The 24,901-nt window shown below is 41.5% G+C and carries 25 protein-coding genes; 22 read left to right on the top strand and 3 right to left on the bottom strand.

Annotated features, from left to right (window positions below):
* Positions 1–14: 14 nt before the first annotated feature.
* From IAE45_RS12720 to IAE45_RS12700, 5 genes are all read left to right on the top strand, one after another.
* Positions 15–1,886 carry a beta-glucoside-specific PTS transporter subunit IIABC gene (locus IAE45_RS12720; RefSeq protein WP_086338607.1) on the top strand — a complete coding sequence of 624 codons (1,872 nt, stop codon included), beginning with the start codon at positions 15–17 and terminating at the stop codon, positions 1,884–1,886.
* On the top strand, positions 1,883–3,325 hold the full coding sequence (locus tag IAE45_RS12715; protein WP_200125950.1) for a glycoside hydrolase family 1 protein: 1,443 nt from the start codon (positions 1,883–1,885) through the stop codon (positions 3,323–3,325). Before IAE45_RS12720 ends, IAE45_RS12715 begins: the two co-directional genes overlap by 4 nt.
* Position 3,326: 1 nt before the next feature.
* Positions 3,327–4,787, top strand: a complete 1,461-nt coding sequence (locus IAE45_RS12710) for a glycoside hydrolase family 1 protein (RefSeq protein WP_140965693.1) — start codon at positions 3,327–3,329, stop codon at positions 4,785–4,787.
* A gap of 247 nt (positions 4,788–5,034) precedes the next feature.
* The gene (locus IAE45_RS12705; RefSeq protein ID WP_005225331.1) at positions 5,035–5,235 is read left to right on the top strand and encodes a cold-shock protein; all 201 of its coding nucleotides are present in this window, start codon (positions 5,035–5,037) and stop codon (positions 5,233–5,235) included.
* Between the two features lie 586 nt (positions 5,236–5,821).
* Positions 5,822–6,175, top strand: a complete 354-nt coding sequence (locus IAE45_RS12700) for a nuclear transport factor 2 family protein (protein ID WP_081118384.1) — start codon at positions 5,822–5,824, stop codon at positions 6,173–6,175.
* Between the two features lie 449 nt (positions 6,176–6,624).
* On the opposite strand, the gene IAE45_RS12695 is transcribed toward IAE45_RS12700, so the two are convergent.
* Positions 6,625–8,025 (bottom strand): metallophosphoesterase, encoded by a 1,401-nt coding sequence (locus IAE45_RS12695; RefSeq protein ID WP_195266001.1) that lies wholly within the window; start codon positions 8,023–8,025, stop codon positions 6,625–6,627.
* A 391-nt stretch (positions 8,026–8,416) separates the two neighbouring features.
* Between IAE45_RS12695 and IAE45_RS12690 the strand changes: the two genes are divergently transcribed.
* Positions 8,417–9,793, top strand: a complete 1,377-nt coding sequence (locus tag IAE45_RS12690; protein ID WP_223080545.1) for a CHAP domain-containing protein — start codon at positions 8,417–8,419, stop codon at positions 9,791–9,793.
* 142 nt (positions 9,794–9,935) lie between these two features.
* Here the strand turns inward: IAE45_RS12690 and IAE45_RS12685 are convergent, their stop codons facing one another.
* Positions 9,936–12,074, bottom strand: a complete 2,139-nt coding sequence (locus IAE45_RS12685) for a HelD family protein (RefSeq protein ID WP_195266000.1) — start codon at positions 12,072–12,074, stop codon at positions 9,936–9,938.
* 263 nt (positions 12,075–12,337) lie between these two features.
* On the opposite strand from IAE45_RS12685, the gene IAE45_RS12680 reads away from it, so the two are divergent.
* The 16 genes from IAE45_RS12680 to IAE45_RS12605 all read left to right on the top strand — a co-directional run bounded on the left by IAE45_RS12680 (position 12,338) and on the right by IAE45_RS12605 (position 24,115).
* Positions 12,338–13,375: an NADH:flavin oxidoreductase/NADH oxidase gene (locus IAE45_RS12680; protein WP_081118387.1), complete on the top strand. Its 1,038-nt coding sequence runs from the start codon at positions 12,338–12,340 to the stop codon at positions 13,373–13,375.
* Positions 13,376–13,693: 318 nt separating this feature from the next.
* Positions 13,694–14,176 (top strand): PTS sugar transporter subunit IIA, encoded by a 483-nt coding sequence (locus tag IAE45_RS12675; protein ID WP_325123424.1) that lies wholly within the window; start codon positions 13,694–13,696, stop codon positions 14,174–14,176.
* On the top strand, positions 14,173–15,576 hold the full coding sequence (locus tag IAE45_RS12670; protein WP_200125946.1) for a PTS fructose transporter subunit IIC: 1,404 nt from the start codon (positions 14,173–14,175) through the stop codon (positions 15,574–15,576). Before IAE45_RS12675 ends, IAE45_RS12670 begins: the two co-directional genes overlap by 4 nt.
* 53 nt (positions 15,577–15,629) lie before the next feature.
* Positions 15,630–16,496, top strand: coding sequence for a ketose-bisphosphate aldolase (locus IAE45_RS12665; protein WP_195265997.1), 867 nt, complete (start codon positions 15,630–15,632; stop codon positions 16,494–16,496).
* 67 nt (positions 16,497–16,563) lie between these two features.
* A complete protein-coding gene (locus tag IAE45_RS12660) occupies positions 16,564–17,268 on the top strand; it encodes a DeoR/GlpR family DNA-binding transcription regulator (protein WP_016610590.1) in 705 nt (234 codons plus the stop codon).
* Positions 17,269–17,424: 156 nt separating this feature from the next.
* Positions 17,425–17,742 carry a PadR family transcriptional regulator gene (locus tag IAE45_RS12655; RefSeq protein WP_008377296.1) on the top strand — a complete coding sequence of 106 codons (318 nt, stop codon included), beginning with the start codon at positions 17,425–17,427 and terminating at the stop codon, positions 17,740–17,742.
* Between the two features lie 6 nt (positions 17,743–17,748).
* Positions 17,749–18,582, top strand: a complete 834-nt coding sequence (locus tag IAE45_RS12650) for a hypothetical protein (protein ID WP_081118392.1) — start codon at positions 17,749–17,751, stop codon at positions 18,580–18,582.
* Between the two features lie 117 nt (positions 18,583–18,699).
* On the top strand, positions 18,700–19,644 hold the full coding sequence (locus IAE45_RS12645) for a tocopherol cyclase family protein (protein WP_195265996.1): 945 nt from the start codon (positions 18,700–18,702) through the stop codon (positions 19,642–19,644).
* Positions 19,645–19,722: 78 nt separating this feature from the next.
* Positions 19,723–21,702, top strand: a complete 1,980-nt coding sequence (locus IAE45_RS12640) for a S9 family peptidase (protein WP_200125944.1) — start codon at positions 19,723–19,725, stop codon at positions 21,700–21,702.
* 298 nt (positions 21,703–22,000) lie between these two features.
* Positions 22,001–22,153, top strand: coding sequence for a 50S ribosomal protein L33 (gene rpmG / locus IAE45_RS12635; RefSeq protein ID WP_005225339.1), 153 nt, complete (start codon positions 22,001–22,003; stop codon positions 22,151–22,153).
* A 16-nt stretch (positions 22,154–22,169) separates the two neighbouring features.
* Positions 22,170–22,439, top strand: a complete 270-nt coding sequence (gene rpsN / locus IAE45_RS12630; protein WP_077453549.1) for a 30S ribosomal protein S14 — start codon at positions 22,170–22,172, stop codon at positions 22,437–22,439.
* 15 nt (positions 22,440–22,454) lie between these two features.
* The gene (locus IAE45_RS12625; protein ID WP_005237325.1) at positions 22,455–22,589 is read left to right on the top strand and encodes a putative metal homeostasis protein; all 135 of its coding nucleotides are present in this window, start codon (positions 22,455–22,457) and stop codon (positions 22,587–22,589) included.
* 29 nt (positions 22,590–22,618) lie between these two features.
* On the top strand, positions 22,619–22,789 hold the full coding sequence (rpmF, locus tag IAE45_RS12620) for a 50S ribosomal protein L32 (protein WP_077453548.1): 171 nt from the start codon (positions 22,619–22,621) through the stop codon (positions 22,787–22,789).
* Positions 22,790–22,827: 38 nt separating this feature from the next.
* Positions 22,828–23,223 carry a hypothetical protein gene (locus tag IAE45_RS12615; RefSeq protein ID WP_077453547.1) on the top strand — a complete coding sequence of 132 codons (396 nt, stop codon included), beginning with the start codon at positions 22,828–22,830 and terminating at the stop codon, positions 23,221–23,223.
* Between the two features lie 14 nt (positions 23,224–23,237).
* Complete coding sequence (locus IAE45_RS12610) at positions 23,238–23,645, top strand: NusG domain II-containing protein (RefSeq protein ID WP_005237322.1); 408 nt, start codon at positions 23,238–23,240, stop codon at positions 23,643–23,645.
* A 302-nt stretch (positions 23,646–23,947) separates the two neighbouring features.
* Positions 23,948–24,115: a hypothetical protein gene (locus IAE45_RS12605; protein ID WP_005237320.1), complete on the top strand. Its 168-nt coding sequence runs from the start codon at positions 23,948–23,950 to the stop codon at positions 24,113–24,115.
* A 43-nt stretch (positions 24,116–24,158) separates the two neighbouring features.
* On the opposite strand, the gene IAE45_RS12600 is transcribed toward IAE45_RS12605, so the two are convergent.
* The gene (locus IAE45_RS12600) at positions 24,159–24,764 is read right to left on the bottom strand and encodes a TetR/AcrR family transcriptional regulator (protein WP_005237309.1); all 606 of its coding nucleotides are present in this window, start codon (positions 24,762–24,764) and stop codon (positions 24,159–24,161) included.
* Between the last annotated feature and the right edge of the window lie 137 nt (positions 24,765–24,901).

Raw genomic sequence — 24,901 nt, 5'->3', positions numbered from 1 at the left:
AATCAAACACGGGAGTGAGTCATTTGGCGAAAGATTATTCAAAACTTGCTAGTGAAATTATAGCACAGGTCGGTGGGGAACAAAATATCGTTAGCCTGTATCATTGCATCACTAGATTGCGTTTTAAGTTGAAAGATGTCGAGTTGGCACGAAAAAATAAGGATAAGATTCAGCAGCTTGATGGGGTATTGTCTGTCATTGAAGGAAATGGCCAGTTTCAAGTCGTGATCGGTAATCATGTAGCGGATGTTTTTCAAACGATCATGAGTAAGTATTCGATCCAAAATGCTTTGGAAAGTGATGGGGATGCCGAAGAATCAACAGAAAAACAAGGCAATGTATTTATCCGATTCTTCAATGTATTGTCTGCGATCTTTAATCCAATCATTGTTGCTCTTGCAGGGGCAGGGATGTTGAAAGCTTTGCTAGTTGTTTTTACAACCTATCATTTGATGGATGCGGAAGGAAGCACCTATAAAATATTAGCTGCTGCTGGCAATAGTGTCTTTTATTTCTTGCCTTTATTTTTAGCGATCAGTGCAGCGCGGATTTTCAAAGTCAATATGTTTATTGCTTTAGCAATCGTTGGGGCGTTGCTGGAGCCGAATTTTACAGCAATGGTGACGGAAAACGGTGTGACGGTTGATTTCTTTGGCATCCCAGCTGTGCTGATGGGGTATTCGGGTACCGTGATTCCAGCGATTGTTTCGATTTATATCTACTCGCACTTGGAACGCCTACTCAAACGGATCATTCCTAAGAGTATCGAGATTTTTGCTCTATCGCTAGTGGCTCTTTTGATCATGGTGCCTCTGACCGTTTTGATCATTGGACCGGTCGGTGTAATGCTTGGGGACGGTTTAGGCAATGCCATGAACTTTATCAGCGATAAGAGTGGGCTGTTGGCTGGCTTGTTGATCGGTGGCGGTTGGACATTCTTAGTAATGATCGGGATCCATTGGGGAGTTGTACCGATCATGGTCAATAACCTAGCGGTATATGGCTATGATACGCTGCGCCCGATGATCGCAGCAGCAACATTTGCGAGTGCTGGGGTTGCTTTAGGTGTATTTTTACGCTCTCGCAGAAAAGAAACCAAAGGCTTGGCGCTATCTTCTTTGCTTCCAGCATTGCTTGGAGGAATTACAGAGCCCATCGTCTATGGACTTTCGGTAAAATTTAAAAAGCCGTTGATTGCTCAAACCATCGTTGGTGCCCTTGCTGGTGCGTTTATGGGCATGATGCAAACCAAGGCCATCGTCTATGTTTTTCCAGCATTGACGACATTGCCAGCTTTCTTTGGGGACACCTTTGTGTACTATTTGATCGGCATTGCCTTTGCGTTCTTCGGTACTGCTATTTTGACCTATGTATTAGGATTTGAAGAAACGCTAGAACCTGTTTTAGAAGAAGGTGCAGGGCTGCAAGTGATGACACCAGTTGCTGGTGAAGCGATCACGCTTGATGATGTCAAAGATGAAGTATTTTCTTCTCGAGCAATGGGGGATGGATTAGCCGTTTATCCATCAGCCGGCGATATTTATGCGCCACTTACTGGTACGGTTGTGACAGTGTTTCCAACTGGACATGCTTTTGGGATCCAATCAGCTGCTGGGACGGAAGTGTTGGTTCATATCGGCTTAGACACGGTTGATTTAGCAAAAGGCGTGTTTGAGATTTCGGTGAAACAAGGGGATCAAGTCGTGAAGGGGCAAAAAATTGGCACCTTTGACTTAGCAAAAATTATTGAAAAAGGATATGATCCGACAACCATGTTGGTCTTTACCAGTGTGATCAAAGAAGATGCATTGACAGTTGTGGATCAAGCGAAAAAAGACGTTACCGCATTGGTAGCAAATGATTTATTAAAAGGAGCGATTTCATGAGTGTATTTCCAAAAAATTTCCTATGGGGCGGCGCAATCGCCGCAAATCAAGCCGAAGGAGCTTATTTGGAAGGAGGAAAAGGATTAAGCGTAGCAGATATTTTACCAGTTGGTGAAAAACGTATTGAGCAAGTTTCACTGCAGCTTGAGGAGGACAACTTTTATCCGAGCCATGAAGCCATCGACTTTTATCATCGGTACCCAGAAGACATTGAACTGTTTGCGGAAATGGGCTTGAAGTGTCTGCGTACCTCAATTGCTTGGAGTCGCATTTTTCCGAATGGGGATGAAACGGAACCCAATGAAGCAGGTTTACAATTTTATGATGATTTATTTGATGCCTTGAATGAAAAAGGAATCCAACCAGTTGTTACGTTAGCTCACTTTGAGACACCACTGCATTTGGTGACGAAATATGGTGGTTGGCAAAATCGTGCACTGATCGATTTTTTTGATCGGTATACAAAAGTGGTTTTTGCACGCTATAAAGGGAAAGTGAAATATTGGATGACTTTCAATGAAATCAACCATACCCATACGATCCCGTTACTCGCAGCAGGTATCGATGTGTTTTCTTTCGAGACTGAAGAAGAAAAATTACAGGCACTTTATCAAGCGAGTCATAATATGTTTGTTGCAAGTGCCAAAGCAGTTTTGAATGGGAAGGCAGTAGATGGAAACAATCAGATTGGCTGTATGCTGTCACTGAGTCCGATTTACCCTGCAACGTGCAACCCGCAAGATGTTTTTGAATCGTATCAACTGCGCCGTCGTTCCTTGTTCTATAGTGATGTGCAATTGCGAGGAGCGTATCCGGAATACTTCGACCGCATCGTGAAGGATAATCATCTGTTGCTGGACATTACAGAAGAAGATCTAGCGATCATTAAAGCGGGAACCTGCGATTATTTAGGCTTTAGTTTTTACCGCAGCTCATTGCATGAAACGGGCATGAAAATTTTAGGCAATACTGGCGGATTATTGGGGAAAAAGAATCCTTACCTAAAAGAAACTGCTTGGGGATGGCCGATCGATCCGTTGGCATTACGCTATGTTTGCAGCGAATTGACTGATCGCTATCAAAAACCATTATTTATCGTTGAAAATGGAATTGGTTTAAAGGATGTTGTCAATGAAGATGGATCGATCGTCGATGAAGAACGGATGGCCTATTTGAAAGACCATGTAGAAGCAATGGCGGAATCGATCAAAGATGGCGCAACGATTCTAGGCTATACATGGTGGGGACCAATCGATATCGTTTCTGCGGGGACAGGAGAGATGGAAAAACGATACGGCTTTATCTATGTTGATAAGCAAAAAGATGGTAGCGGAGATCTTTCCCGCAAGAAAAAAGCTAGTTTTGCGTATTATCAGCAAGTGATCGCCACGAATGGGGAAGCGTTGGCGTACGAATCATTTTTGAAAGGCGGCAAGTAAAATGAAAAGTTATTTTCCAAAAGATTTCCTCTGGGGTGGAGCAACAGCTGCCAACCAAGTTGAAGGAGGTTCTGGAATCGATGGAAAAGGCTTGTCGGTTTCTGATGTCTATCTATTCGATTCCTCCATGCCGAAAGAACGTTGGACTGACCAATGGCATATGATGACTCATCAGCAAGTTGCAGAAGCACAGGATCCAAACAGCACGAAATACTATCCGAAAAGACAGGGCATCGATTTTTATCATCACTTTAAAGAAGATATTCGTTTATTTGCTGAGATGGGCTTCAAAGCCTATCGGATGTCAATTGCCTGGACACGGATCTTTCCAAAGGGGGATGAGGTAGACCCAAACGAAGCTGGATTGGCATTTTACGACGCAGTCTTTGATGAGTGTTTGAAGTATGGGATCGAACCAGTAGTATCACTATCCCATTATGAAATGCCATTGTATTTAGTGACTGAGTATGGAGGATGGCCGAATCGGCAAGTGATCGACTTTTACGTTCGTTTTGCCAAGACGGTGATTGAGCGATACCAAAAGAAAGTCAAATACTGGGTGACTTTTAATGAAATCAATTGTGTCAAACACCATCCATATGTTAGTGTCGGGATCATTGAAGAAGGTCATCCTAATATTGAACAAGACAAGTACCAAGGGGCGCACCATCAATTTGTCGCCAGCGCAATCGTGACTGACTATTGCCATCGATTGATTCCGGATGCCAAGGTCGGCTGTATGATCAGCTATCAATTATTAACGCCGTACAGCTGTGATCCAGACGATGTTCAAAAAACAGTCGAAAGTCAACGAACCTCACTCTTTTTCAGTGATGTGCAGGCAAGAGGCTATTATCCAGCATATGCCAACCGCATGTTTGAAGAAAAAGGAGTGGAATTGGTGATCGAACCAGGAGACTTAGAAGTCATCCGGGAAAACCCTGTGGATTTTGTTTCCTTTAGTTACTATATGTCCAGTGCAGTCAGCGCGCATCCAGAACGATTGGAAAGTGCTGTCGGGAATTTGATTACTGGTGGGATCAAAAACCCCTATTTGCCAAGCAGTAAATGGGGCTGGCAGATCGATCCCAAAGGGTTGCGAACCGCATTGAATCAACTCTATGACCGCTACCAAAAACCTTTGTTTATTGCCGAAAACGGTTTGGGAGCAGAGGATGTCGTAAACGAAGATGGCACGATCGATGATTTTTATCGAATCGACTATCTGCGTCAGCATATTGAACAAATCAATGAAGCATTGCATGATGGCGTCGAGGTCTTTGGCTATACGGCATGGGGCTGCATCGATATCATCAGTGCTTCGACCTCACAAATGTCGAAACGCTATGGTTTTATCTATGTCGACCAAGACGATGAAGGCAATGGCACAAAGAAACGCATCAAGAAAGCGTCATTTGATTGGTACAAAAAAGTAATTGCTTCAAACGGCGCAACTCTTTGATTTTTGATTCTTCCAGATAAAGCAATTGCTAGGCTTAATCATAAGGTTTCTTAACAATTTCGCTTTTTATCAAGAAAAAAGCCCAACTTTATTTGCTATTTTATTTTAACCGTGCTATGATGAATAGGTAAAGTTCTGATATGTTAATACTTGTTTATCTTTTCTATTGATACACACTTCAATTACACATCATTTTCTATTACAAACAAATAAACACAGTCGATGTGTAATATGGAGGTATACGTTTATGAATAACGGTACAGTAAAATGGTTTAATGCAGATAAAGGTTTTGGATTTATTACAGGTGAAGACGGCAATGATGTATTTGCTCACTTCTCAGCTATCCAAGGCGACGGCTTCAAAACTTTAGAAGAAGGTCAAGCAGTGACTTTCGACGTTGAAGAAGGCCAACGTGGCTTACAAGCAACAAACATCGTTAAAGGTTAATTGACGTTAACAAGCGAGAATCCATTGGGTTCTCGCTTTTTTTTGTTTTATTTTATATAAATATTGAAATGGATCGGGTTTTGATGACCTGCTACAAGAGAATAGTTGCAGGTTTTGAGTACCTGACATGGTAAATAGTACATCTTTGATTTCACTATTCAACTAGCCCTAAGCGTTGTGTTAATCTTACCCATGATTTCTCATTCGATGATAAGCGTATCAAAAGAGGAAAAGAGAAAGAGGGCGCTATACCGTATTCAATAAATAAATGCCGTTCAAAGTAAATGAAAAAGTGATTGAATAGGTTTAGGAACATCGCTATCAATAAAAGCAATGATCGCTCGTGATTCAAATGGCATGTCTCATTTGAATGGAATAAAGAAACAGGTACAATGGAAAATGCCACGATTCAATATATGGTCCCCCGTACTTATACAAGAGTAATCGATGTGAAAGATCGATCATTCTTATTCGTTTCATCGATATTGTCTTGAATGAATTGTAAAAGTAGAATATATTGATACAAATTAGCTACTTTTTTTATTGCGATTGGAACAAAGATGATTACATTTCGAGGGGGATTTATATGAAGCCAAAAGAAATACTTTGCCAATGGGTTGATGCGTTTAATCAGGCAGATGTAGAAAGTATTTCAGAATTATATGATGACAATGCAATCAATCATCAGGTTGCCAATGAGCCAGTTATTGGGAAAGAAGCGATAAAGCAGATGTTTGAGCAAGATTTTTCTAACGCAAAAATGGTTTGTATCGTGGAGAATATTTTCGAAGATGGACAATGGGCAATTTTAGAGTGGCGTGACCCTTTAGGTTTGAGAGGCTGCGGTTTTTTTCAAATAGTAAATGATAAAATTTTATTTCAAAGAGGCTACTGGGATAAATTATCTTTTTTAAAACAGCACGACTTACCTATTGAATAAAAGGAATTCCTTTATACGAATGGTTAGCAGATATGCATGACAGGAAGGTTAATCGCTTCACGTAAAATTCTTAAAGGGCAACACTGTATGAAAACAAAGCTTTTTGTTTAAGTAATGTTTAAGAATAAGTACGTTTTCTTCCATTTGCACTCTGTCTCATGGTATAGTTATTGATAAGCGACAAATATTTTTGTACCACACGTTACTTGTTTTGAAGAAATTTATTCAAACCTGGCGTAACTTCAGAGTTACAAGGATACAATAGAGGTTAGGGATTGTATCGTTTAAATGAGAAATAAATAATAGTAGTAATAGTATGCTGCACTTTCAAAGAATAAATATTGACTCGTCAGATAGCCTTCTCGTTTACCCAAACGAGAGGGCTATCGTTCATTAGAAAAGAAAAAGTGTCTTTTTCCTAAAAGAAAGGAAGAAGACACTTTTTGGCTTTATTCTGCTGTGAGGGGGATCGTCAGCTTGCGATCATCGGTTTGATCGTCCAGCATTGAATCGACATATTGCTTCAAAAAGTAAGAATAGGTCGCTAACCACTGATACTCCTCGGAATCTTTGATGGCAGCTATTTTCTCGGCTGAGTAAGTATCATTGCCAGTAAAAAGGGCAGTGTTCAGCTTCGTGACAAACGTGCAAAGTTGTGTGATCTGGGTATCTGACAGTTCAGACACGGCGGACAATTGGTCGCGAACCAGTTGGTCGGTATCATTTTCAAAAACACTCTTCTGGTAGTTTTGATAGTCCAGCAACTGTTCATCAGTTTGCTTCGTTTCAGCCGCCCAAGCATCGAGATCAATTTGACGAGCTTCATAGTCGATTTCCTTTTCAGAAAGAGAAAGGACGCCGTAGCCTAATTCTGCTGTTGAATAAGACCCAGTGACTGCTTCATAAAGCGAATCATTCCCTTCGTTAATGTCTTGAATGTGGATATGACCAGAGAAAACGGCTGGCACGTTGAAACGGTCCAACAAAGTGACAGTTTCGGAGGCATTGTCGAGAACATAACCGTCTTGTAACAACTCATTATGACTGAACAAGTTATGGTGTAAAAAGACCAGTGGTACTTGCTCTGCTTCTTTTGTCAGGGTTAATTGCTCCTCCAACCAAGTTAGAGTAGCTGGTTTCAACTCACCATTCGTTGTAGGATCATCCCAATTAACCTCAGAATCGTAGATACATGAATCGAGCAAAAAGAGGCGATACTTGTCATTTAACTGAATGCTGTAGCTAAGGGAAGACTTGTCGATACTGTTGGCTTTTTCGTAACCTTCAGCAAAAATCGTTTGAAAATCCTCAGGACTGATTTGATCGGCATAGTATTCCTTTTCACCTTGAAATGCTCGCGCCCAACCATTGTAAATCTCGTGGTTGCCAGGTAATGCGAAAACCATAATGTCAGCTTCTTGCAATGGTGCAAGCAATCTTGCCAACTCTTGAGCACTTGCTTTCTCGCCATTGAGCGTCATATCACCAGTCAAAATAATTCCCGTGGGTTTCTCTTTTAAGGCTTGAGCGGTGAAGGCCTCGATTGATTGTTCTTGATACGTCATCTCTTTGCCAGCAGCTCCTTGTGTGAAGGTCTGAAAGGCTTCGCCATTATCATGAAGCGTGGAGGAAAGAAAATGAATATCACTTAAGAGCCAAAACTCACTGTTGCTTGCCTGTTGCAATGGAGTATCGGCTTCATGCACCTTACGAAATTGAAAGAATAACAGGAAACAGGTGACTAAAAGTGTAAGAAGTGCCAATGGCCAAAACCATTTTTTGTGTGTACGAATCGCGATTCCCTCCTCGCTTGTTTTATTTATTATAGAAAGGAATAGGGATCTTGTCACATAAATGGTCTTTTTTTGAATGATTTCTTGGTTTCATAGTTTTTCTTTTAAGATAATTCCGAAAAAACTATAAATGCTATTAATTAGGTGTTTTTATAGGGTAAAAATAACTAAAATGGAAAGAACGTCACTTTTTGAAAATGAAAAAGAAACGCGGTGATTTATTCAGAAACGTTGATTTAACGGTCTTTAATTGTCCTGTTATTTATCGCTGAGATAAAGGGAGTGTTAGATTGAAACATTTTTGTAACATTTCCTTTATCTGTGTGTCATATCATTATGGTAGAATTCATTTGTCGTTAAATCGAACATTAAACTTTCTTAGACAAAATTAAGTTTTTATAAAGGCAGTTCATCTGTCAAATCAACCAGCTAGTCGGAGGAAAAACGAGTGAAGAATAGTTTGTTATCAGCATTAATGGTGTGTTCACTAACATTAACCGCAGTTGCAGCACCTGCATTAGCATTTGCAGATTCCATTGATGATCAAATCGAGCAGCAAGACCAAAAAATCAATTCTCTTAAAGGTCAGCAAGCTGACGCCCAATCACAGATCGATTCTCTAGAAGCAGAAATTGAAACAGTGAGTGCAAAAGTTGCTTCATTAGAAGCAAAACAAGTTGAGTTAGGTCAAGAAGCTGAGAAATTGCAAGACAAAATCGCAACATTGAAATTGCGTATTGCCAAACGTGAAGAAGCAATCCAAAAGCAAGCCCGTGATGTACAAGTTAACGGTCAAAGCACCAATTTCATTGATGCTGTTTTAGAAGCAGACTCTTTAACGGATGTTATCGGTCGCGTACAAGCGATGACAACGATCGTCAATGCGAACAATGATTTAGTTGAACAACAAAAACAAGACAAACAAGATGTTGAAGACAAAGTCAAAGAAAACGAAAGCAAGATCCAAGAAGTTGCTGCAAACCAAGCAGAACTTAGCCAACAAAAAGATGCCATTGCAGCAAAACAAGCTGATTTAAATGTCTTGAAAGCAAACTTAGCAGCTGAACAAGCAACTGCTGAAAAAGACAAAGATGCATTGAACAAGAAAAAACAAGAAGCAGAAGCTGAAAAAGCCCGTGTCTTGAAAGAACAACAAGAAGCTGCTGCTGCTCAAAAAGCAGAAGAAGAAAGACAAGCCGCTGCTTTGAAAGAAGCGCAAGAAGCTGCTGCTCAATCAACGGAGAGCACAACAGAGAATACAACTGCTTCTACTGAAACAGCAACAAGTAGTTCTTCAAGCAACACAAGCTCAAGCAGCAATACCAGCAGTTCTAATAGCTCAAGTTCATCGAACGCAGGCTCTTCAAACACTGGTTCAAGCAATTCAAGTTCAAATAACTCAGGTTCAAATTCTTCATCAAACAATGATTCTACCGGAAGTACTTCTACTGGCGGCGGAAAAGATCATTCAAGCTCAGGGAACATGTATGCTTGGGGTCAATGTACTTGGTACGTGAAAAGCCGTGCTCCTTGGGTAGGTACTTACTGGGGGAATGGTGCACAATGGGGTGCGTCAGCTGCAGCTGATGGATACACTGTCAATGGTACACCAGCAGCCGGTGCCGTTGTAGTCTTTGCCGCTGGTCAATCAGTTGGTGGCGTTTGGACTGCTGATCCAACTTATGGTCACGTAGCCTATGTTGAATCATACAACCCATCAAACAATACGATCACGATCTCTCAAGGCGGAATGGGCTTTGACAGTCCTGGTGGACCAAACACTGCAACATTGAGCGCATCTGGATATACTTACATCCATCGCTAATCAAATCAAAAGCAAAGCATCAACGCAATCGCGTTGATGCTTTTTTATTTGATCGATAGCTTTTTCACTTCTTGATCAGTTAGGTGAGAGAACTACCCGGAGAAACAAGATAGGGTTCTCTCAAATCTAATCAAGCTACTATTCAAGGAGTGAGAAACGGCGAAAAGGTTCCTTTTGAAGTTACCACCAGTTCTTCCATTGCCCGAGAAATCGCCGTATAGAGAATCCGTCTATCTTGATCGGTATGATAATTTTCTTCTGAAACATCATATAAAAGAACCTGCTTAAATTCCAATCCTTTGGCAAGATGAATCGGTAAAACCGTTCCATGAAATGACACGGCCTGTTTATCGAAGAACTGTTTGAGCTCCTCACTAGATCGACTATCTTTGGTGATGATCGTTACTGGCTGCTTAAGTTCCTTTACTATGTCTACCAAGGCAACGTCAGTCAGATTGGCATAAAACTGTGGCAACTTTCCTGCTGGTCGAACGGCAGAGATGTTTAAATTGGTTTCTTTTGGCAGCATTTGGGCAAATAACTGTGTGATTGCACCGCTAGACCGATAACTCGTAGTCAGCTGATACGTTTCGAGGGATTTCGCCTGTTGTTGAAACAACGTTTGGATTTCTGATACGGTGATGGCACTTGTAAAGATCGCCTGTTGCTGATCCCCCACGAGGGTAAAAGCGGTCATAGGAAAAAGACATAATAGAAACTGAATTTGTGCTGGCGTATAATCTTGGACTTCATCAATAAACAGATAGCGCAACGCAGGGACAGGTTGTTTTTCGGCAAGCAAATGACGAATCAGCAATAGACAAACGGTATAATCCAAACTAGCTGTTGTTTGTGTCAAAGTGATCTGTCCATGAGTAAAATAGTCGGCACTGTCTGCTAACAATCGTTTCGTATCAAACCAATTAAGGTCTTTGATTTGTTTGGAAATCGTTGCGTATTTTTTCTTCAGGAGGCGAATGGCTGCTTTCTGAATTGTTTTTTCTGAATCATCCTTTAAAACTGTCCCTAATAGGGAGCGCTGTTCGTCTTCAGTCAAAGAACGAACTTGGTCGTGAACATTCGCTGCTAAGGCATTTTTTTGCAGTCGTTCCTCCCAAGCGTAAGCCAATTTCTTTTTGACTGCTTGGATGCGATCGCGCAAGGATGCCTGCTTCGGTGTCTCTTGAAAGAAAGTCTCGATCGTTTCTTCAGAAAAAAGGACGACATTTTTTCTTTTGATTGGTTTAAACTGAAGCACAAGTTCTTCTGGCAGCTGTTTGCTCAAGGATTGAAGAAAGCGACTGAAGTCCGCGCTGCGCAAAAGGTCGATTGCTTCACAGGGGGCTTGCTGGATGCGGTCAAAATAAGCCTCTTCCGATTCTAAGTCAACGCTAGGAAATGTTTGGCAAAACTGCCGCATGGTCAGCGTCAATGGATTTTTTTCCCCGAGGGAAGGCAGCACTTGCGAAATATAATCAATAAACCGAGAATTCGGGGAGAGAATCAAGACATTCTCTGCGGTCATCTCTTCACGAAAATGGTACAGCAAAAAGGCAATCCGCTGCATGACAGCAGACGTTTTTCCGCTTCCAGCAACACCGTTGACCAGTAGGTTTTTATGCGCTAAGTCACGGATGATGACGTTTTGTTCGTGTTGGATCGAAGCAGTGATATCTTGCATTTTTGGGCTATTATTGGCTTCAAGGGCTGCCAGTAACACTTCATCTTGAATCGCCACTGAGGTATCAAAGGCTTGCTTCAAGTGATCTTTTTCGATAATAAATTGTCGGCGATGTTCAAGAGCGGCAGAAATCTTCTGATTGTTCACTTGATAAGAGACCGGGCCCAAGCGTTTGGCATAGAACAATTCGGCAATTGGGGAGCGCCAATCATAGATCAGCCCTTCCTTATTTTCATTAACAAAACCATTGATCCCAATGTAAAAATCTTCTATCGTTTCTTCATCTTCAAACTGTAGGGAGATTTTACCAAAGTAGGGACTATCTAGTAGACGGTCGATGGCAGCTAATTCACGTTCAGCAGATTGAAGAGCGGCGTTCATTTGGTCGATCTCACGGTTCTTACTTTCGATGGCAGCAAAAGTATCTAGGCGGTCAGCAAAATTATCAAAGTTTAAGCGAATCTCTTCGCCGATGCTTTGCATCGCAAGGCGATCTTTTTTTCTGTCTTCAGTCAAGAAACTGCTCAGCACTGTCTTTCGTGTCAGCAATTGCTGGTACGTGTCTGCGAGACGCTTCTTTTCAGCCTTTAGGTCGTTCATTCAGACTCACATCCATTCTCCAAAGTATCTCAATTATACGAGCATTCACCAAAAATACTAGTCTATTTTTTTGACTCTGGATGCGGTATAATAATAGTGGGAAGAGGCAGCTGATTGTTCCAATGTCATGGGAGCAAGCAGAATGCGTCTATTTTTTTGTTTTAAAAATGGGAAAAAGGGTCATTGCTTGTGTTTTTGAAGGGGCTGTTTATACTGAATATAGAGAAAAATACAAAGCGAAAAATCGTTGAGGGAGTGTCAACATGTCCAAACTATTGTCACCAGTGAAGCTAGCGAATTTAACATTGGCCAACCGCGTCGTTATGTCGCCGATGTGTATGTATGAAGTAAAAAAAGAAGACGGTGTTGCGGAACCCTTTCATTTTGTTCACTATGGGGCGCGAGCATTAAGCAAAGTCGGCTTGATCATTATTGAAGCGACTGCCGTTGAACCAGACGGACGAATCACAAACAATGATCTAGGGCTATGGAATGAAGAACAGCAAACAGAGCTGACGAAATTGGTGGAACTGCTGCATGGGTTCGATGCGCAAGTAGGCATCCAACTAAGCCATGCAGGACGAAAAGCAGTTGATGCCAGCAATCCTTTGGCACCAAGTGCCGTTGCCTTTAACGAACGCTACCCGTTACCGTCAGAAATGACCCTGTCGGAGATCAAACGGGTGCAAGATAGTTTTGTTCAGGCTGCCCAACGAGCAGCCAATGCGGGTGTCACGATGATCGAACTTCATGGGGCTCATGGCTACTTGATGGACCAATTTCTTTCGCCTTTCGTCAATCAACGCACCGACCAGTATGGTGGTTCTTTAGAGAATCGCTATCGCTTTGTAAAAGAAACGGTACAAGCAGTTCGGATGGTCTTTTCTGGGTCCTTGTGGATGCGCTTGTCATTGACAGACTATGAAGAACCAGGTCGCCAAAATTCGTTGGAAGATTGGCAGCAAGTAGCCCAATGGCTTCAAGCAGATGGCATTGATTGTCTTGACTGTTCCACAGGCGGTGTGGTGGATAAAAAGCCTAATATTCCGATCTATGATGGCTACCAAGTGCCCTTTGCTGCAGCTATCAAGCAAGTGGTTGATATTCCCGTAGCAGCAGTCGGTTTATTGGATAATCCTGATCTTTGCGAATATCTTTTGCAAACCAATCAAGTGGATTTGGTTTTACAAGGCCGCGCGTTGATCAGAAATGTCAACTGGTTGGCAGATGCAGCGGCTAAACTTCACGATAAGTCCTTTCAAGCGTACAATGATTCCTATCAACGTGGGGTGAAACGTTGATATATGTTTTATTACATGAGCGTTGATTCGAAAGAATGACTTGTAAGTGTAGAGATCGGGAATGGAAGAAAAGTAGAGATTTACTTACGGTTCTTCTTTTAAAAATTTTTTAGTATAGGTTAGGTATTAATCGAAATAAGAGAACAATGGACGATGATTTGTCGTTCTTTGTTCTTTTTTTGACTTTTATAGATCATTTTTATGAACGTATTCCACTTTTTTTCGTCTATTTGCATTAAATAGCTCATAGTATTGAACTGTTTAGTTCACGATGGTATAGTTTAGGCAAGTTTTCGAAAACGATTACAAAAAATGGAGGTGTTGAAATTGGATATCGGTCAACTGATTAATGAACGATTCATTTTATTTGATGAGCAAATTCGGACAAAAGAAGAATTGTTTACTCAAGCATCTGTTTTATTCGAGTCCTCAGGAGTTATCAGTAATATAAAGAAGTACAAAAACGATTTATTTCGTCGCGAGAAACAAATCTCTACTGGGATTGAAGATCATTTTGGTATTCCTCATGCAAAAAGTAAGGCAGTACTAAGGCCTGCAATCGCCTTCGTAAAGTCGAGTCCAATTACTGATTATCAAGCAATTGACGGAACGGCAGTCACCTATTCTTTTGTCATCGCAGTACCTGAAAAGAGTACTGACGATCATTTAATCATCTTAAGCAATCTCGCACGATTGTTGATGCACGAAGGATTTCGAAATGCAGTAAAGAAGGCAAAAGACGCCTCAGATATTATTAATAATATTCAATCAAATCAATCAGAAAAGAGGGAACCTGTATGAAAATTGTCGGTATTTCTGCTTGTCCGACTGGAATTGCGCATACGTATATGGCTGCTGAAAAACTGGAAAAAACGGCAAAATCATTGGGATATACAATCAAAATCGAGACACAAGGTGTAAAAGTCGAAAACATTTTGAGTACAGAAGAAATTCAACAGGCAGAGGTTGTCATTTTAGCGGTTGACAAAGAAGTACAGACCGACCGATTTGCTGGAAAAAAAGTTAAAAGAGTGTCAACCGCAAGAGCAATCAGAGAACCAGAAAAAGTAATTCAAGAGGCAATTGATGGGGTAGAAGTGACCACGATTGCCCAAGCCGAACATGCTTCAAACGAATCTGGAAAGAAAGCTGGCATTTATAATCATTTCATGAATGGCGTTAATTACATGTTGCCTTTGGTTATTGCCGGTGGAATTTTAATTGCGTTTAGTTTTGCTTTTGGGATCAATGCAGCTGATCCTAGCGATCCTTCATACAATCAAATTGCCGAAGTTTTAAGCACGATTGGTGGGAATACGGCTTTTGCATTGATGGTTCCTGCACTTGCAGCAGGAATTGCCACTTCCGTTGCAGGTAGACCGGGCTTTGCCGCTGGTTTGGTTGCGGGAACGATGGCGGCAAGTGGAGGATCTGGTTTTTTAGGTGGAATGGTTGGTGGTTTACTCGCTGGGTATGCTACGGATTATTTAGCGAATAAAGTAACAGTAGCAAAATCATTTGCGGCACTCTATCAGTTGATTATTGTTCCTTTGATCTCAGTTGCTGTGACTGGCTTTGCCATGTTTTATTTCATTGATAAACCAATCTCTTATGTATTGGATGCTTTGACGAATTGGCTTAATGGACTTGGTTCTACGAGTGGTGTGGTATTCGGCTTACTGATAGGCATTATGATGGCAGCTGATATGGGCGGTCCCATCAATAAATCGATTTCAACCTTTAGTATTGGTTTGATGTCGGCAGGAGTTAATGCACCAATTGCGGCTTGTATGGCTGCCGGGATGACACCTCCTCTAGGCATTGCCTTGGCTTCTATCTTGTTTAAGCAAAAATTTACTCAAGAAGAACGAACTTCTGCTCAGTCTTGCTGGGTTTTGGGATTATCTTATATTACTGAAGGTGCGATTCCATTTGCTGTCGCTGACCCATTACGAGTAATACCTAGTTTGATGGCAGGTTCAGCAACCGCTGCTGCAATATCAATGGGTGTCGGCGTAACTTCATTAGCTCCACATGGTGGTATCTGGATCTTACCGATTCCCAATGTATTGAACAATCCGTTGATGTATGTCGTGGCAATCGTTTCTGGAACGGTGGTTACAGCATTGATGTTAGGGTTTTTGAAAAAATCTAGAACTGAAATGGAACGCCAACCAACCGATGAAGGAAAACTGATTTAGAAACTATTTATAGGTTGAAGCGAAACGAATCAAAAGAAAAGAGGAATGTCACAATGTTAATGACAATGAAAGAATTACTTGCTGTAGCAAAAGAACATAAATTTGCTGTTCCAGCATTTAATATTTGCAATTTTGATATGTTAAAAGCAATCATGGAAGAAGTTGAGGCACAGGATGCACCAGTCATTTTAGAAATTCATCCTGATGAGATCGAATACTTAGGAGATTGTTTCATAGCGACAGTGCGGGAGTACGCATTAAAAAGTAAGGTACCAGTCGTTATTCATTTGGATCACGGGGGATCAATCTACGATGTCATGCGCGCGATCCGTAATGGCTATACCTCGGTGATGATCGATGCATCATTAGCCGATTACGAAGAAAATAAAAAAATCACGAAAGAAGTTGTTGAACTGGCACATACGGTTGGTGTCAGCGTTGAAGCAGAAATTGGTACGATTGGGAACAACGGCTCCGCAGAAGGGGGAGCTGCAGAAATTATTTACACAGATGTCGACCAAGCCGAAGACTTTGTACGCGCTACCGGCATTGACACCCTTGCCATTGCGATCGGAACGGCTCATGGGTTGTATCCAAAAAATATCACCCCTAAACTGAACATCGATTTGTTGAAAAAGTTGAACGATCGTATTGCTTTACCATTTGTATTGCATGGTGGGTCAGGAAACCCAGATCATGAAGTGCGAGAGTCTGTAAAATATGGCGTATGCAAAGTAAATCTTAGTTCTGATTTGAAATCCGTATTTTTTGATTCAGTCAGAAACGTATTGACGGAAAACCCTGCTATGTATGAACCAAATCAAGTATATGTACAACCAATAGAAGATGTGAAAGCTGTTGTACGCCATAAATTGACACTGCTGAATACGGTTGACAAAGCAAGTTTTTATCAGAGATAATAAAGGAAATGATTGATTGGCACAGGATTAAATTGTTGGGAATTTCTTTTTTTAAAGGAGTTTATGTATGGGGAAAGCAAAAGATGAGCGTAAGCAGAAAATCATGATGTATTTAAATGAAACGAAATTTGCTTCTCTGGGGGAATTAGTTGAATTCTTACATTATAGTGATGCTACGGTCAAACGCGATCTGATTGAACTGGAAAACGAAGAACAAATCAGACGTACCCGAGGTGGTGCTATGCTGATCGATTCAGAGAAGGTCGATGCGGCTTATCTGACAAAAGTGGGGAATTATGTCAATGATGAAGAAAAACGCAGAATTGCAGAACGTGCAGTGACGTATATTGAGGACGATATGACCATTTTCGTAGACAGTTCTAGCACAGCTTTGCACCTGATCCCTTACCTGAAAAAAATTCATGGGTTACGAGTGGTAACCAATAGTGTGCTAACTGCCGCACTACTATCGGAACATACTGCTGCTGAGGTGACCATCGTTGGCGGGACGGTAACGAACAAAAAGTTTACCGTTAATTCAGTTACAGCAGTCAACCAGCTCAGGACCTATCATTTTGATCTTGCGCTTCTCTCTTGTAGGGGATACGATGAAGAAAAAGGAGCCACTGAGAATACTGAAGGGGAAGCAGTATTTAAACAGGTATTGAAAGACTGCACCGAAAAAATTATTCTAATGGTTTTAGAATCAAAGCGGAATAAAGTATATTTTTACAAGAGCCTCTTACCCGAGGATATCGATATTGTCATCTAGAAAAAAAGCATCGAGTTTGTCAAAAACGGTCTTATTTAAAAGGCCGTTTTTATTTTCACTACTAGTATGCTTTACAAACTAGTGACAAATACGTATACTAGGTACAACACTAGTTTGTATAACAAACTAGATAAAGGGAACCAAAGGAGGGAAATCGTGAAAGAGACGCAATTGCTAAAAGGGGTTTTGGAAGGGTGTGTTTTGCAAGTGATTGCTCAAAAAGAGATTTATGGTTATGAACTGGTACAGGAACTGAAGCAAAGAGGCTTTGAAACGATCGTTGGCGGCACGATCTATCCTTTGCTGCAGAAGTTGGAAAAACAAGAACTTATTACCTCTGAGATGAAAAAATCACCTGAAGGACCTGATCGCAAGTATTTCTCGATCACCCCGAAAGGCATAGACTATTTGGCACAATTTAGAGAACAATGGACGAACCTAATGAAGAAAGTCGAAGGATTATTTAAGGAGTGAGGAAACATGGCAAATAAACAAGAGACGACCTATTGGCGAGAGCAAACCAATCTGATCGAGCAACAATTCAATGAGAAAAATCGCCAATTTTTTGATGATTTTCGAAGCTACCTCTTACTTTCCAGCCTTTTTTACGATGAGCATAAAGTCACAGAGCAGGTATACGCGATTGCAATGGATTTATTAGAAGCACAAACTCATGGAGAAGAGGCGCAACACTATTTTGGCAATGATCCGAAAGGGGTGGCAGATGAACTATTGGCAAACACGCCAAAGAGTAATCTCAAAGAGCGTCTCAAATTGGCGTATCTAGCGGTTGGCATCAGTTGGGGCATCAAGTTTATAGCTGATTTTACGAAACAAGGGCCACTGGTTCTCAACCTGCTGGATTATCTTTTGACAGGATTGGTAACTGTGTTAGCGGTCATCGGGATTTTTGCGATCATCAGCAAAACCATCTATCAAAAGAAGGGCACAAGCAAGGTGATTCGTTTCGGCTCCCTTTGGCTCGTTGTGAGTGGCTGGATTGGTCTTTCACTGTTGATCAATCTGCTGACCCCAAACTGGTGGCTCCTGACGATCGTATTTCCTTTTGATGTAGTATTGGTGGGCAGTTTGCTGGTAGCGGCAATCGTTTTTGTTGTATCACGCAAAGAAAAAGCTTTTTATCCGATCGTTTTTCTACTGGGGGTATTTGTGTTGCTTGGTTGCCTGCAAAAAACCATGGCATTTTATCACATTGGTGATCCATCCTGGATGACCGGCGGATGTTTGACACTGCTCGTTGTAGGGTTTCTAATTTTTCTCTGGTGGACCCGTCGAGTGATGAAAGAGCAATAAGCAAAGCCAGAAACAAGTGTCTTGCTTGTTTCTGGCTTTTTTACATGGACAAAAGCATTATCCTGAGGAATCTTTCTGCTTCATGCTACACTAAAAAAGAAACGGAGGGAAATCAAGATGTTGACAACAGATCGGTTCTTTCACGGCCACGACAAGCAGACCGCTTTTTTTGAAGGCTGGTACCATAAGCACCAAATCGGTGAAGAAGTCTATGCTTTTATTCCAGGTCTTTCGATTCAAGAAGACGGGACCAAAGAAGTGTTCATTCAAGTGATCAATCACGAAGGGGCGCATTACTTTTCCTTTCCAGAAACTGATTTTCAGGTTTCAGAAGAGGAGCGAAAAGTAACGATTGGTGACAATATCTTTAGTGAAGCAGGCATCCAAGTCTCTTTAAAAAATAACGAACTTCAAGTACAAGGGTCAGTAAAGTATAACGACCACAAACCGATTCAGCGGACACGTTATGCGCCGAGTATCATGGGGCCTTTTTCGTATCTGTCATTTATGGAGTGCTACCACGGTGTCTTGAGCATGAGTCATACCTTAGAAGGTACGCTGTACTGGAACGAAGAACCAATCGATTTTACGAACGGGATCGGTTATTTGGAAAAAGATTGGGGAACCTCCTTTCCAGCAGCTTATATTTGGGTTCAGTGCAACAGCTTTGATGCGCCAGATGTTCGGTTCTTTTTCTCCGCAGCCGACATTCCCTTTGCTGGTTTTGCTTTTTTGGGAACGATTTGTGTTCTGCAAGTCGGCAGCCAAGAATATCGTTTTGCTACTTATCATGGTGCAAAGATTCATGATGTCAAACGCACGGAAGACCGTTTAGTGATCCATCTCAAACAAAAACAGTGGCTGCTGACGATCGAAGTTTTGACGAAAGAAGGCCATTCGTTGTTAGCACCTTCTATTGGACAAATGAATCGGATCATTCGCGAAAGCGCCAGTACGGAAATCACCTTGACCCTTTTAGAAAATGGGCAAGAGATCTTAAGGCAGACAGGGAAGTCGGCTGGTTTTGAAGAAGTAGCGAATTTGCGAGGATTTCACTATTAAAAAATGCAGAAAAATTCGTTTCTTTTGATATACTAGTAGATAGTTACTGCGAAAATACGTATATTTGGAGGGAAATGAATGGAAAAAATAACGAATGAGACACTGTTTGAACTGAAAACGATTGCGCAGCCTGCAGTGGGGCAAAATCAGGTTTTTTACTTGGAAACGGCAGTCAACCAAGAGACCAATACGTATGATTCAGCGATTTATAGTATTGACGCAAAGACCAACGAACGGCGTGAGTGGGGCACAGAAGCGACAACCCACAACAACCTAAAGGTCTCGCCAGATGAGCAAAGGCTCAGTTTTGTGACGACCGATCCAAAAAAAGGTGAAAGTACGTTATGGACGATGCCAGTGTCAGGCGGCAAGCCCCAAGCACTTGTCACTGAGAAGGGTCTGGGGGACTATTTTTGGAAGCAAGACGCAACGGCTATCTATTACCAGCTGGCACAAGAAGAGACAGTCTCAGAGGATCAAGCTGACAAAGAAAAGACGGACAAGCAAAAGGAATTTCCACAAGTAAAAGTTACTACGAAAGTCAATTACTTGGCGGATGGCGTCGGCTTTTTAAAAGAAAAAAAACATGCCATCGTCAAAAAAACGATTGTGACACAAGAAACGGAACTGATTTTTGAGCATGATTCTCCCTTTGTTTTTTCTGGCATCGCGGATGATCAGAAGACGTTGTTCCTCACCTTTGACAAAGAGGAAGAAGATGAATGGGACTATGGCTCGAAGGTTTGTCTCCTTGATAGCCAGACGAAAAAGACAGAAAGTTTAGAAAACATCCTGCCAGAAGGAACGTATGCTTTTGCTGCAGCGCGCAATGATCAGCTATTACTATTAGGCAATGATCTTTCCTATGGTTTTGTGACCTTGGATGATTTGTTTTTGGTCGACTTAAAAACAAAAGCGGTCAAAAATCTTTCCCAAGATCTTGACATCGCTTTTGGCAATGCGATCATCAGTGATTTTCAACAAAAAAATCGCGGCGTAGCGATCACCTGGTTGACGGATGACACATTCCTTGTTCCTGTAACGGAGCATGGCAAGCTACAATTGTACCGCGCCTCGATCCAAGGAGAATGGACCAAACTGCTTGATGAAAAAATGGATATCCTTGATGCGGCGATCTATTCGGAAGCCAAACTTGCTGTTGCTTATGCGACGCCAACGATCCCTAGTCGTTTAGGCTTGATTGACTTAACAAGTGGCGAAGTAACCGATCTATACGATCCCAACCAAGCAGTTATGTCACAGTTAGCGATCAGTAAACCCGAAGCATTTTGGTACGAAGGAGCAGATGGTTGGCAAATTCAAGGCTGGTATTTACCCCCGACCGAAACACAAGAAAGTCATCCAGCAATTTTGTACATCCATGGCGGTCCGCAAGTCTGCTACGGCGAAACATTTTTCCACGAGATGCAAGTCCATGCCGCTAACGGCTATGGGGTCATCTTGTTGAACCCTCGTGGCGGGCAAGGGTACGGGCAGACGTTTGTCAAATCGATTTTAGGTGATTATGGCAATAAAGATTATCAAGACCTATTGTTGGGGGTTGATGCCGTGGTGGCAAACCATCCAGAAATTGATACGAACACGATCCATGTAGCTGGCGGCAGCTATGGTGGCTTTATGACCAACTGGATCGTTGGCCATACCGATCGTTTTTGTGCAGCAGTTACGCAACGCTCGATCTCAAATTGGATCAGCTTTTATGGGACGAGCGACATTGGACCTGCCTTTGTCAAATTCCAATTGTTGCGGGAACTTGATGCGATCGAAGGACTTTGGAAGATGTCGCCTTTGGCCTATGCCAGCCAAGTCAAGACACCTACACTAGTCCTCCATGGGGAAAATGATTTGCGGTGTCCGCAAGAACAAGGTCAGCAGTTTTACATGGCGTTGCAACGTCAAGGCGTCGATACGAAGCTGATGCTGTTTCCTCAATCCTCTCATGGCTTATCACGCAATGGCTTGCCAAACCTGCGGATAGAACGCTTGCAGGCGATCAGTGAATGGCTTGCATCACATGAGAACAAATCAGTAAATTAACCGAATGAAATCACCTGATAAAGGATCACGACTTGGGCTTCTTGAAAAGCCCGACCAATGATTCCTTAAAGATCAGGTGATTTTTTTGCGCGATCAAAAGTTGCAGGTTCCTGTTATCTTGCCGCCAATAACAGCGACGATTGAAACCAAATTCATATGACGTTTTCTTCACTTGTTAAATAACAAAAAGAAGAAATAGTTTTGCTTGCTTCCTGTGTTTTAGTGTGATATGATACAAAACGTAATCGTTACACTTTAACTTTTTTTGGTGTGACGCAAGAGAAAGGAGCTGGTTATTATGAGAAACAATATTATTTTGGCATGTGTGGAGACAGGGGAAAGACTTTATTTGACCAATAAGAACCAGCGCAATACGCCGGAACGTTTAGAATTAAAAAAATATTCACCAAAGTTGCGGCGCAGAGCGATTTTTCGTGAAATCAAGAAATAGGAAGGAAAATAACTGAATGGCAAAAAAATCAAAAATTGCAAAATACAAAAAACAAGTACAACTGATCGAACAATACCGAGCAGTACGTCAAGAACTAAAAGCGCAAGGAGATACCCAAGCATTGGCCAAACTACCGAAGGATTCGAATCCGACTCGTTTGAAAAAACGGGATATGATCGATGGTCGTCCGCGCGGCTACATGAATAAATTCGGCATGTCACGGATCAATTTCCGTAAGCATGCACATCTCGGAGAAATTCCCGGCGTTACAAAAGCAAGCTGGTAACAGAAAGGAGTCAATATGGAAAAAACGGACTTGTCTAGTGCGTATCGACGTTTAAAGAGCCCGAACATCAAAACAAGGAAACGCGCATTAAAAATCATTCATGAATTTAAACGAAACAAACGAAAGAATGCATTGCAGCTGCGTGCATAATGAAAAAGTGAAAGAAAGTTGGAAATGACATGGCAGTACCTGCAAGAAAAACATCAAAAGCAAAAAAGAATAAGCGTCGGACCCACTATGGTGTCAAAGCACCAGCGATTTCGTTTGATGGGACAACAGGAACCTTCAAGCGCAGCCACCATGTATCTTTAGCAGAATATAAAGAACAGCACCCAATTGAAAAGAACTAGCGCCGTCTTATGACGCCGTCCAGAAAGCAGGGGGAAAAATGGAGATCATCTATCCGTCATTGATTGAAGAAGCCTACCATCATAGTAAAAAATTTCATCCTGAGATCACCAAAGAGGCCATCTATCGCCATTTTTACGAAGCCGGCTTGATCAAAGAAAACGGCGATCCGACGGAAAAAGCCTTGTCAGAAGGGGTCGTTAAAGATTATACTGAGGACTGGGATCTTACCTTTGAAGCGTTTTTAGCGATCTATCCGGTTTTTCGGTCCTTTGATCCAAAGCATTTCAAAAAAATCAATCATTTTTGGGAAATGGATTTGGCTTTGCAAGAAAAAATTCTTGACCAATGGGAGCAAGAAACCTTCACAGAGGAAGAGATCATTGATTTAACTGCCTTTTTTGAAGAGCGATTACCTTCCGAAAATGAACAGTGAAAGGCGTACATGTGATGAAAAAGACGATCCAGCCATTTTTAAAACTATTAAAGCCCTATGATTATCTATTGTTTGTTCTATTAGTTGTTGGCTCTTTTTTACCGCTTTTTCTATTTGAAGCGCAAGCCCAAAGTGATACTGGGGATCGTTATGCGATCGTGCGAATCAATGGGGAAGAGGTTGACCGTTTCAACTTGGAAGAAATCGATGCGATGGAAAAAACGTATTATCCAGCAGAAGGTCAGTACAATATCGTCGAGATCAAAGATGGTGCGATCCGAGTGCGTGAAGACAATAGCCCCGACCAAATTGCTGTCAAAACCAGCTGGATCTATCGCAATGGGCAGACGAGCATTTGCCTGCCTCATAAGCTGGTGATCGAGATCAAGCAAGCCGGTGCTTCTGACTATTTGATTTATTAATCGAACTTCGTGGTAGTTGGAAACTACACTATTTTGTGTTGGTGGGAAATCGTTGGATTTTCTACTGACACTTTTTTATTGAAAATAGAAAATAAGTGCGTCTAACTGGAGGCAATCTGTTGAACAAATCCTTTAAACCTAGAAAAACAGTTCAGCATTACGAAGTATTGGTTGTGTCTAAATCGCTTGTCCAATAAAGAGGAACGAAAACCCTAAAAATCCTTTTTTATGAAGGGCTATAAGTTGAAGATTTTTTTTATTTGCGATAGGCTATTAGTAAAGCATTCGGGAGATGAAAACACATGAAATTTAAATTGAATCTAAAAGAAAAAGTAACGGAAGTTGCAGAGCATGTCTATGATGTGGTGAAAAAGGAAGATTATGCGATTCGTGTGGCTCCAAAAGGAATCAAAGTAACGAAACAGCGCAAGACGAAAGACACGATCAAATGGCGTTCAAAGAATCACTAATTGAGGAATAAAAAAGAAACTGCATATTCGCAGCTTCTTTTTTTTATTCCTCAATCTCAATCCCCAAGACAGTCAGGTGGCCGTTTGCCACCAGTTTGATGACAAGTTTTGCTAGATGGTCGGGTGTCATCGTTGTTTCTGCCGTTAGCCACCAATGCAAGGTACCAACAAATATCGAGGTCATATAGTCAATGATGAAGTCTAAGGGCACTTCAATGTCTCCTTCGGTGATTCTTAACGTTGAAAAGATCTCTTGGTAACGTTCAGTCAAAATCAGGCCCAACTTTTTACGGATGATCTCAATGGCAGAGGCATCCATGATCGTCAAATAAAAGGAACGATTGTTTTGAATGTGTAAAAAAAGTTCGGTCATGGCCGCTTCGATTTTGCGGATTTTGATGCGATTGCCTTGAACAAAATCTTCAAAATCAAGAATCGCGGTAAATGATTCGACAGCCAAGTCAAATATCTTTTCATACAAGTCTTGTTTGTCTTTGTAATGGGCATAAAAGGTTGCACGGTTGATCATGGCTTCATCGGCGATATTTTGGACAGTCACTTGCTCGAAGCCTTTTTCTTCCACTAAGCGGATAAAAGCTTCAATAATGTACTTATTGGTTCGTTTGACACGTAAATCCAATTTTTTCATATTGTGAATTTCCTTTCAAAATAAACAACAAAAAACGGGTAATTGTTGTTTATCCCACACCTTCCTTAGAATTGTTTGTTGAATTATCAATCAAAAGAATTACAATGAACATAAGTATTATAACAAACGGCTTGTTA

The organism is Enterococcus sp. S53 (assembly GCF_016516865.1).
GTDB classification, from domain to species: Bacteria; Bacillota; Bacilli; order Lactobacillales; family Enterococcaceae; genus Enterococcus_D; species Enterococcus_D innesii.
This window is presented reverse-complemented; position numbering and strand designations above follow the sequence as displayed.

Bases quoted from the DNA above. Each gene is read 5' to 3' on its own strand.
- IAE45_RS12615 (WP_077453547.1), top strand. From the start codon at position 22,828: ATGGAGATCATCTATCCGTCATTGATTGAAGAAGCCTACCATCATAGT.
- IAE45_RS12680 (WP_081118387.1), top strand. From the start codon at position 12,338: ATGTCCAAACTATTGTCACCAGTGAAGCTAGCGAATTTAACATTGGCC.
- IAE45_RS12715 (WP_200125950.1), top strand. From the start codon at position 1,883: ATGAGTGTATTTCCAAAAAATTTCCTATGGGGCGGCGCAATCGCCGCA.
- IAE45_RS12710 (WP_140965693.1), top strand. From the start codon at position 3,327: ATGAAAAGTTATTTTCCAAAAGATTTCCTCTGGGGTGGAGCAACAGCT.
- IAE45_RS12645 (WP_195265996.1), top strand. From the start codon at position 18,700: ATGTTGACAACAGATCGGTTCTTTCACGGCCACGACAAGCAGACCGCT.
- IAE45_RS12650 (WP_081118392.1), top strand. From the start codon at position 17,749: ATGGCAAATAAACAAGAGACGACCTATTGGCGAGAGCAAACCAATCTG.
- IAE45_RS12625 (WP_005237325.1), top strand. From the start codon at position 22,455: ATGGAAAAAACGGACTTGTCTAGTGCGTATCGACGTTTAAAGAGCCCG.
- IAE45_RS12700 (WP_081118384.1), top strand. From the start codon at position 5,822: ATGAAGCCAAAAGAAATACTTTGCCAATGGGTTGATGCGTTTAATCAG.
- IAE45_RS12610 (WP_005237322.1), top strand. From the start codon at position 23,238: ATGAAAAAGACGATCCAGCCATTTTTAAAACTATTAAAGCCCTATGAT.
- IAE45_RS12605 (WP_005237320.1), top strand. From the start codon at position 23,948: ATGAAATTTAAATTGAATCTAAAAGAAAAAGTAACGGAAGTTGCAGAG.
- rpmF (WP_077453548.1), top strand. From the start codon at position 22,619: ATGGCAGTACCTGCAAGAAAAACATCAAAAGCAAAAAAGAATAAGCGT.
- IAE45_RS12665 (WP_195265997.1), top strand. From the start codon at position 15,630: ATGTTAATGACAATGAAAGAATTACTTGCTGTAGCAAAAGAACATAAA.
- IAE45_RS12705 (WP_005225331.1), top strand. From the start codon at position 5,035: ATGAATAACGGTACAGTAAAATGGTTTAATGCAGATAAAGGTTTTGGA.
- IAE45_RS12660 (WP_016610590.1), top strand. From the start codon at position 16,564: ATGGGGAAAGCAAAAGATGAGCGTAAGCAGAAAATCATGATGTATTTA.
- rpmG (WP_005225339.1), top strand. From the start codon at position 22,001: ATGAGAAACAATATTATTTTGGCATGTGTGGAGACAGGGGAAAGACTT.
- IAE45_RS12600 (WP_005237309.1), bottom strand. From the start codon at position 24,764: ATGAAAAAATTGGATTTACGTGTCAAACGAACCAATAAGTACATTATT.
- IAE45_RS12670 (WP_200125946.1), top strand. From the start codon at position 14,173: ATGAAAATTGTCGGTATTTCTGCTTGTCCGACTGGAATTGCGCATACG.
- IAE45_RS12685 (WP_195266000.1), bottom strand. From the start codon at position 12,074: ATGAACGACCTAAAGGCTGAAAAGAAGCGTCTCGCAGACACGTACCAG.
- rpsN (WP_077453549.1), top strand. From the start codon at position 22,170: ATGGCAAAAAAATCAAAAATTGCAAAATACAAAAAACAAGTACAACTG.
- IAE45_RS12640 (WP_200125944.1), top strand. From the start codon at position 19,723: ATGGAAAAAATAACGAATGAGACACTGTTTGAACTGAAAACGATTGCG.